Origin of the sequence: Methylophaga sp. UBA2689 (assembly GCA_002354555.1) — a bacterium.
In the GTDB taxonomy this organism is placed as follows: Bacteria; Pseudomonadota; Gammaproteobacteria; order Nitrosococcales; family Methylophagaceae; genus Methylophaga.
The window spans coordinates 1-7999 of sequence record DELT01000089.1; the positions used below are offsets into that span (position 1 = coordinate 1).

The 7999-nt window shown below is 46.7% G+C and carries 5 protein-coding genes; all 5 read right to left on the reverse strand.

Annotated elements, in window-relative coordinates:
* On the reverse strand, positions 1–5168 hold a 5168-nt coding region (locus tag B3M51_RS10370), incomplete at its 3' end, for a chemotaxis protein CheA (RefSeq protein ID WP_292758969.1).
* Positions 5169–5196: 28 nt separating this feature from the next.
* Positions 5197–6459, reverse strand: coding sequence for a methyl-accepting chemotaxis protein (locus B3M51_RS10375; RefSeq protein ID WP_292482637.1), 1263 nt, complete (start codon positions 6457–6459; stop codon positions 5197–5199).
* 24 nt (positions 6460–6483) lie between these two features.
* Entirely contained in the window at positions 6484–7032 is a 549-nt protein-coding gene (locus B3M51_RS10380) for a chemotaxis protein CheW (protein WP_292412752.1), read from the reverse strand.
* Positions 7029–7400 carry a twitching motility response regulator PilH gene (pilH, locus tag B3M51_RS10385; protein WP_292482635.1) on the reverse strand — a complete coding sequence of 124 codons (372 nt, stop codon included), beginning with the start codon at positions 7398–7400 and terminating at the stop codon, positions 7029–7031. The genes B3M51_RS10380 and pilH overlap by 4 nt, the downstream gene beginning before the upstream one ends.
* Before the next feature lie 6 nt (positions 7401–7406).
* Positions 7407–7814, reverse strand: a complete 408-nt coding sequence (gene pilG / locus B3M51_RS10390; RefSeq protein ID WP_292358204.1) for a twitching motility response regulator PilG — start codon at positions 7812–7814, stop codon at positions 7407–7409.
* Positions 7815–7999 lie beyond the last annotated feature (185 nt).

Below are 7999 nucleotides of genomic sequence, written 5' to 3' on the forward strand. Positions count from 1 at the left end.
ACTGATTTGATAACGATTTCCCGATTGCTATCAATACTGTCAACGGCCAGGGCAATTTTGATATCACCACTACGGAATAACAGTAACGGCATTTGGTGGGACAGATTTTCCAGTAGATTTAAAGGTTGACCAAGCAGATTACCGAGTGGAATAAAGTCATAATGTTCGCCATGGAAAGTATAGGTAGGCTTCTGCTGAGCCATCAACTCGCCAATATGCTGAATGCTGATGCGTTCACCGGCGTTGACAGCTGATAGCGGCACAGCAAACTGCTGTTGATTAACCGAAATCAACAATGCCTGCATAACCGACAACGTTAATGGCAGACGCAGATGAAACTGTGTGCCCTTACCAGGTTGAGAGCTGATTGATAAACGACCTTTCAGTGCCCGGATTTCGTTACTGACAACATCCATACCGACACCACGACCGGCTAATTGAGAGATAGTGTCGGCTGTACTGAACCCCGATGTCAGAATCAACTGGATCAGTGTCTGTTCGTTAGGAATATTATTTGGATCAATCAGGTTCTGCGAGATGGCGCGCTGTTTGATTTTTTCAATATTCAGTCCCTGACCATCATCAGCTATGGTGATGACGACCTCCGAACCTTCACGTTGCATGTTGATCTGTAACCGACCCGTTTGCTCTTTTCCCTGTTGTGAACGTTCGTCGGCAGTTTCCAGCCCATGGGCGATAGCATTGCGAAGAATATGTTCTATCGGTGCCACCAGCCGATCCAGGATAGTGCGATCCAGTTCCAAATCTGCACCACTGACCAGTAATTGAGATTGTTTATTTAATTCACTATTGGTTTGACGGACTATCCGTTCCAGACGTGGCACTATCGAATTAAATGGTAGCAGGCGGGTATGCATCAAGCCTTGCTGTAAATCAGTATTCAGCCGGGATTGCTGCAGCAGCAAAATATCGGTTTCGCGCATCACGTTACCCATTGAACGACTGATATTATTCAAGTCGTTAACGGTTTCGGTCAGGCTGCGTGATAACTGCTGGATAGTCGAAAAACGATCCAGTTCCAATGGATCAAATTCGGTGTTGGTATCCTGAACAGTGTCTTCATAGCGATACAGGATCTGGGTTTCGGTTTCAATTTCCAGTTTGCGTAATTGCTCATGTAAACGGGAAACAGTTTCTTCCATTTCCTCAAGCTGCTGATGCATGACACCATGCTGCTGGGTTACCTGATCGCGGGTGATGCTGACTTCACCGGCAAAATTGCTCAGATAATCCAACAGGTCGGCTCGTACCCGGATTTTTTCCGAGCTTTGTGAGCTGCTGGATTTAGCATTATCGGCTGGAGCTTTGTGAAAGCTGTTGGCTTCGGCAGGAAGTTGTTCAGCAGTTGAAGCTGGTTGCGTCAACGTATCCCTATTATCAATATCTGCCGGTACATAACCCGAATACTGTTGAATTTCTTGCAGTAAATCATTGGCTGCAGGAATGTCAGACCGGCTCGCCAGCTGTTCCTGCATTTCGGTTAGCCGATCCTGGCAGCGTTGCAGCAAACTGAAAAAACCATCGTCTGGTGTTTCCTGCTGGTCAGTAACGGACAGCACCAATGTTTCAATCTGATGAGTCAAATCTGCCATAGCCATGGTTGCCGTCAGTCTTGCACCACCTTTAAGGGTGTGCAGGTCGCGCTGTAACTGCATTGGGCCTGCTGGATTTTCCGGTTCGGATTGCCATTGTTTGATGGCACGATCGGTTGAGACTAATAATTCAGCAGCTTCTTCGGTAAACGCTTCCAGAATTTCCGGATCAACTTCAACCGTGGAAACAGTATCAAACGCTGTCAAAGTGGCACGAATCTGTTCACGGAAGAGGGTGAAATCGGCTGGTGTCTTATGCTGTATCAGCGCCTCAATCTGTTCATTAACAATTTCCAATGCTTCTTCTAGCAGGACTTTTAAATTCTCGCTTCGGCTTTGGGGATGTGAGATGAGACGTTGCATTAACTGATAAAGAGCAGCCAGTTGAGGCAGTACGCTATTTTCGGCATTTTCTGCGAGAGAGTTTAATGTCTGCTGTAATGCTAAGGGAGGCTCGCTATCCGTTTGCTGCCATGCAGCAAGTTGCTGGCTGTACTCATTTAAAAGTCCATCAGTCTCTTCGAGAAAGCTGACCAGCTGTTCCGGGTCCAGTCGTGCAGTGTGGCTTTGTTCTGACTTTTTCGGACAAAGTTCAAAAATTCGCCGATCCAGCAGACGAATATCTGGCTCGTCTTCCCCTGTTTTTACTGCCTGCAACAACTGACTTAATTCCATTACGATGTCATTCAATTCGCTGATAGATTTTTCAGTGAACGTTTGTTGCTGGTGATAAAGGTTACGGAAAGTCTGATCGAGCTGAGTGGCAATTATGGCGACGGGTTTGACACCGGCAATATTGGCACAGCCTTTGAGAGAATGTGCTGCACTGAGCATGGATTTATTAATGACTTTGCCGACTTGTAAAACAGCTGTTTCAGCAAATAGATTTTGCAGGTGCTGTTCTGCTTCCTGATAGAAAATATCTCGTAAAGCTCTGTCTTCTTCATCTTCATCGGCACTATCCAACACACTTTCCTGTTCAGTGAGTTGTTGTGCAAGTATGGTTAATGCTGCTGCAGATTCAGTGAAATCGGATTGTGCCTGAGTGAATAAACCTAAACAGTCGTTAACTTCCGGAACTGCTTCCATGACTAACGCCATGATTTCATCCGATACAGGTAAAGCATCTTCTAAAATCTGATTCAATAAATGTTCTACTGCTTGTGCCATATCGGCAATGGTGGTTGCACCAGCCATCCGCCCACTGCCCTTTAGGGTATGAAAATGACGGCGGATAGTTGGCAGATCGCCATTTTCCGGCGTTTCGCTCCAAATAGGCAGTAGTTGCTGCAAATCGTCTAAAACTTCATTGGCTTCTTCAACAAAAACTTCAGCGATTTCAGGATTGATATGCTCTTCAAATTGCCAGTTTCCGGAGATATAGCTATCGCTACTTTCGGAGGAGTCGGCAGATTCAGCAGAAAAAGGTATTTGATCTTCAAAAGCAACTGGCTCGGACGTTTCGGACTCTGCCTGATCAAAGTTGATGTCCGTGGACTGATAATCCTGTAACTCCAATGGTTCATCTGCAGTGATAGTCTCACTGAGGTCTGCAACAGGCGGCTGGAAATCTTCGAACTGCAACGTTTCAGTGTCAGTTTCTCTGTCTTCGAGCGCCTCAATATATAAATCGACAGAGCTCAATTTCAGAGGTTCAGCTTTTTCAGCGGAGACTTCACTGGAATTATCGGCAGAAAAATCAATCTCTGGCAGTTCCAACGCCTCAACCTGCTCTTCTGAGTTGCTGATATCTTGCGCTGCAAAAGATTCCTGATCCGGTGGAGCGATACTGAGCTGAGAGGCATCGATATCTGCCGCTTTATCTTCGAGCGATCTGAGATACAAATCAACCGAGCTTAACTTCTCATCTTCAGCACTAACTTCGTCCTCAATGGACTTATCGGCAGAAAAATCAATCTCGGGTAGCTGCAATTCATCAGTTTGCTCAGTGCTTTGCCCAAAATGTTGCAATGTCTGAAGGGCTGTTTGCAGAATATTTTCGTCGGCCTGACCGGTTTGGTGCAGGTTTTCCAGATAGATTTCCGCCGACGCTAGTATTTCGGCCATATCCTGTTGAGCTTTCGGATCATTGAACGATGAAGCATCCTGATTAAACTTAGTTGCCAATGAAGAAAACAGTTGTGATGCTTTACTGATATCCAGTACATCCAGACTGCCGGCCAGCATGTTTAAACTATTTGCCAGATTTTGCTGAACTGTTTCATCATTGTCCGTCTGATGACTTGATTGAAGAATCAACAGTTCTTTAACACTGGCCAACTCATTAAGACACTCGGTTAATACAGTTTTTTGCAACTGGCGATGAATCGCGTCAGCTGCATCGGTTTTTCTGAGTAACGCTTCGATTTGCAATAAGTCATCAGCCAGACTGGTCAATTGATCATGATAGGACTTATCAGTCGCCAGGCATTTCTGCAGTGCCGTATGTTGTTTATGTAAATAATCACTTTGGGTCTGATGCTGTAAAAGCGTCAGCGTATCTGCCATGCTCAACAGTTGCAGGCTAATATCGTTAACGGCTTCATCAGCCTGGTCTTCGGCAGTATCGAACTGACTGATACGCTCTTTCAGTTCTTCAAGCTGCTCAAGCAGGGCATTTTGCGCTTCTTGTAATGCTGCATCGCTGTGACCGATTAATTGTGAAGCCTGATCGTAGAATGTCAGCCCAAAACTTGCTTTCACGCCGGTAACTAAAGGTCCATAGCTGCTTGAACGGGCAACCAGTAACAATAGCTGTTTCAATAGGGTTTCGGGATAACCGGCCAGTAATGAGTTTTCGTCGCCTTCACAGACCAGTCGAATCGGCGAAGCCATTTTGCCAATAAGTTGTTTGGCGCTGGAATCATCGCGAATGCCTCGGTGTGCCAGACCTTCGAGCAGAGCCTCAGCAACCCACCAGAAAAGCGTGGTTTTTTCCTGCAAACATTGCAGCCGTAAATGCCGCAGAATGCCACGCATCTTACGCAGACTTTTATCGTCCTGTTCGCGCATCCAGGTCAACAGCAAGTGTTGAAATACGTGCGCTATTTTATGTCTTTCCAGCTCTAGAGGGGGAGCTGTGTGAGCCGGGTTAGGGGCAATGCTGTCCGGAAGACTGATGGATAAATCCGGGGTAAACACATCGGTTTCAGCAATAGCGGGTTTGTCTCTCAATAATCTTAATTCATTTATTGAGTCCAGCAGACACAAAGCATTGTCTGGAAACTTCTCATTTACCTTCTGTAAATACGTCGGCAACAGAATCAAGCCACGGGTTAACGTTTCCAATGCTGAGTTTTGTTTATCTTCCGGGAATGAACGCATATAACCCGCGATGGACTGCATTTCAGCCGCAAGCATCTGTGCGCCATCCAGATTGAGCATTTCCAGCGTACCGTTCACCTGATAAAGATGCTCTACACAACGGCTCAGCGATTCTGATTGTTGCGGATCATCAATATAGGTCTGAACCGATTGTAATGACGCAGCGAGAGACTTCTGCAATTCATCCTGCAGCCATGTCAGAGCATTGTAGTTGCCTCTGGATTGGGTCATATTCGCTTCTCCACCAGCTCAGGCTGCATCAGGGTAATTTGAAACCAGAGACTGACTTACGCAGCTCATTTGTCAGTTCAAGCAGTCTGCCGATTGCCGCCGCACTCTCATTGGTACCGGTTGACGTCTGCATGGTGATTTCCTGAATCACACTCATATTTTCTGACGTACCAATCGCCGCTGTTGCCTGTTGTTTGGCATTGCTGGAAATATTGTTAATCAGTTCGGCTAATTGCTGGGAGACGGTTTCAATTTGTTCCAGCGAGGCACCGGCGTCTTGCGACAGGCGTGCTCCGGAAACTACTTCAGCGGTACTTTGTTCCATGGAACTGATGGCTTCACTGGTATCGCTTTGAATGGTACGTACCAGCGCATCAATCTGGCGAGTGGCACTGCCTGAACGTTCCGCCAGTCGCTGAACCTCATCCGCAACAACCGCAAAACCACGACCGGCTTCACCGGCCATAGCGGCCTGAATCGCCGCATTCAAGGACAGAATATTGGTTTGTTCTGCGATGTCATTGATCAGTTCAACGATTTCACCGATTTGCTGCGAACTTTCTCCCAGCCGTTTCATCCGCTTGGACGTTTCCTGAATCTGTTCGCGAATGGTGTCCATGCCATGAATAGCCTTTTTCACCGCACCGTTACCTTGTACGGCAAGACTTACTGATTGCTTCGCAACTTCAGAAGACTGGGTGGCATTTTCAGACACCAGCTCGATAGAAGCGGCCATTTGGGTAATGGCCGAGCTGACTTCGGAAATCTGTTGGGCCTGATGTTCACTGGCATCGGTGAGATGTAAGGCCGTAGCCTGGGTTTCCTGAGCGGCAGAAGCAACCTGCAAGGTAGTCGAGTTGATTTGAGCCACCAGACTGCGCAATGCATCGATAGTGTAGTTCACGGAATCTGCTATCGCCCCGGTAATATCTTCAGTAACAGTTGCGGTGACGGTCAGATCACCATCGGCCAGATCGCCCATTTCATCCAGCAGTCGCAAAATCGCGTCCTGGTTATGGCGGTTCTGTAACTCCATTTCATCCATGGATTGTTTGATTTTACGCAATGGCTGATACGCCACCATCAACGCGAATACCACCGCCAAAATGACGCTTAGACCACTGGCTGCAGCTGTGACCAGTGGATCGGGATAAACCAGTACATATTGTCCGGACACCAATAACCAGATACCGGCGAGCGTCAAGCCACTGAAAAGAATTATCAAGATAAGGTAAAACAGATTTTTGCCGCTGAGCAGCGAAGAAAAAAACAGTTTACTGGTGGCGTTCATAGGGCATGTCCTGAAATAAAATCGTTAAGCGGCTGCATTCAAAAATTTTGGATCTTCAGCCAGTTTAAGCAGGCTGAATACGTGCCAATAGGTTTCTTGCTGGTAAAGTCGGCCCTGCAGATACGGTTTAAGATGTAAATGCTGTCTGGCATCTGCCGGTTCAGGTTGGCGTTGGAAATGTTTCAGACCGAAAACCTCATCCACTATCAATCCAGTGAAAAACTCGGGATGGTTCAAAACAATAACGCGTTTGCGTTTATCCGCTGGGCTAGAGCTACCATGCAAAAACAGGTTCAAATCGATTAGCGGTAAAAGATCACCCCGCAGGCTGGTTATGCCAACGACCCAGGGCTGTGATTTAGGAACAGGGGTGATCTGTAATGGTAGCGGGAAAACTTCTCGGGACTGGCTGAGAGGAATAAGCAGATGTAAATTTTCCAGACGGAAGCCGATAGCGGTCCAGGCGCCCTCCATATTATCCTGCTGGGATAAGCCCGCCATACGCTGCTGACTGCGTCGCTCAATATCCTTAAGGGTAGCAATGATATCTGCCGGATTGTCCATTGTGGTCATGCTGAGATTTCCACTAATTCGTTAATCTGTAATATCAGGTCATTTTCGGCGACGGGTTTGCCAAGATAGCCCCGGGCGCCTTGTCGCATGCCCCACATACGATCAGTTTCCTGATGTTTGGAGGAGACGATAACAATGGGAATATGCGATGTGGCGGCATCTTTTGTTAATCTGCGAGTCGCCTGAAAACCATTTAAACCGGGCATCACCACATCCATCAAAATTAATTGAGGCATTTGAGATTGCGCCATTGCAACTGCCTGCTCACCATCTGTAGCCACAATCACTTCGTGACCATTTTTTTCCAACATTTTCTGTAACACATACACTTCAGTTGGCGAGTCATCGGCTATTAAGATTAAAGCCATAAAAACCTAAGCGTCCTTGTTTTTGTCGAACAAATGCGTCCGTATCGCATCCAGTAAATCATCGCGGGTAAAAGGTTTTGTCAGATACTGTTCTGCGCCAACAACCCGCCCCTTTGCACGGTCAAACAATCCATCCTTGCTGGATAGCATTACCACGGGAATATCGCGGTATTTAGGATTATTTTTCACTAAGGCACAGGTTTGATAGCCATCCAGGCGCGGCATCATAATATCGATAAAGATGATATCGGGATGCTGCCCGCTTATTATAGGCAACGCCTCAAAACCATTGTCCGCGGTAAGAACCTCACAACCTGCTTTCTGCAGCAGGGATTCGGCACTGCGGCGAATCGTTTTGCTGTCATCGATGACCATCACCTTAAGGCCCGAAAATTCTGATAAAGTCTCACTCACGGTCATTTGTACCTACAGCCTGAAACATTCGATTAAAATCAGCCTTGAAGATAACCCATTTTTGATCGTCAGGCTAGTGACTACTTTCGATGTTAAGGTCTGTTATTCCCTCATTTATAAACGCATGGCAGAGTATGTATGACTTGAAATATCCGATCTGTGTCCCATATCACAGTAACTAGGCT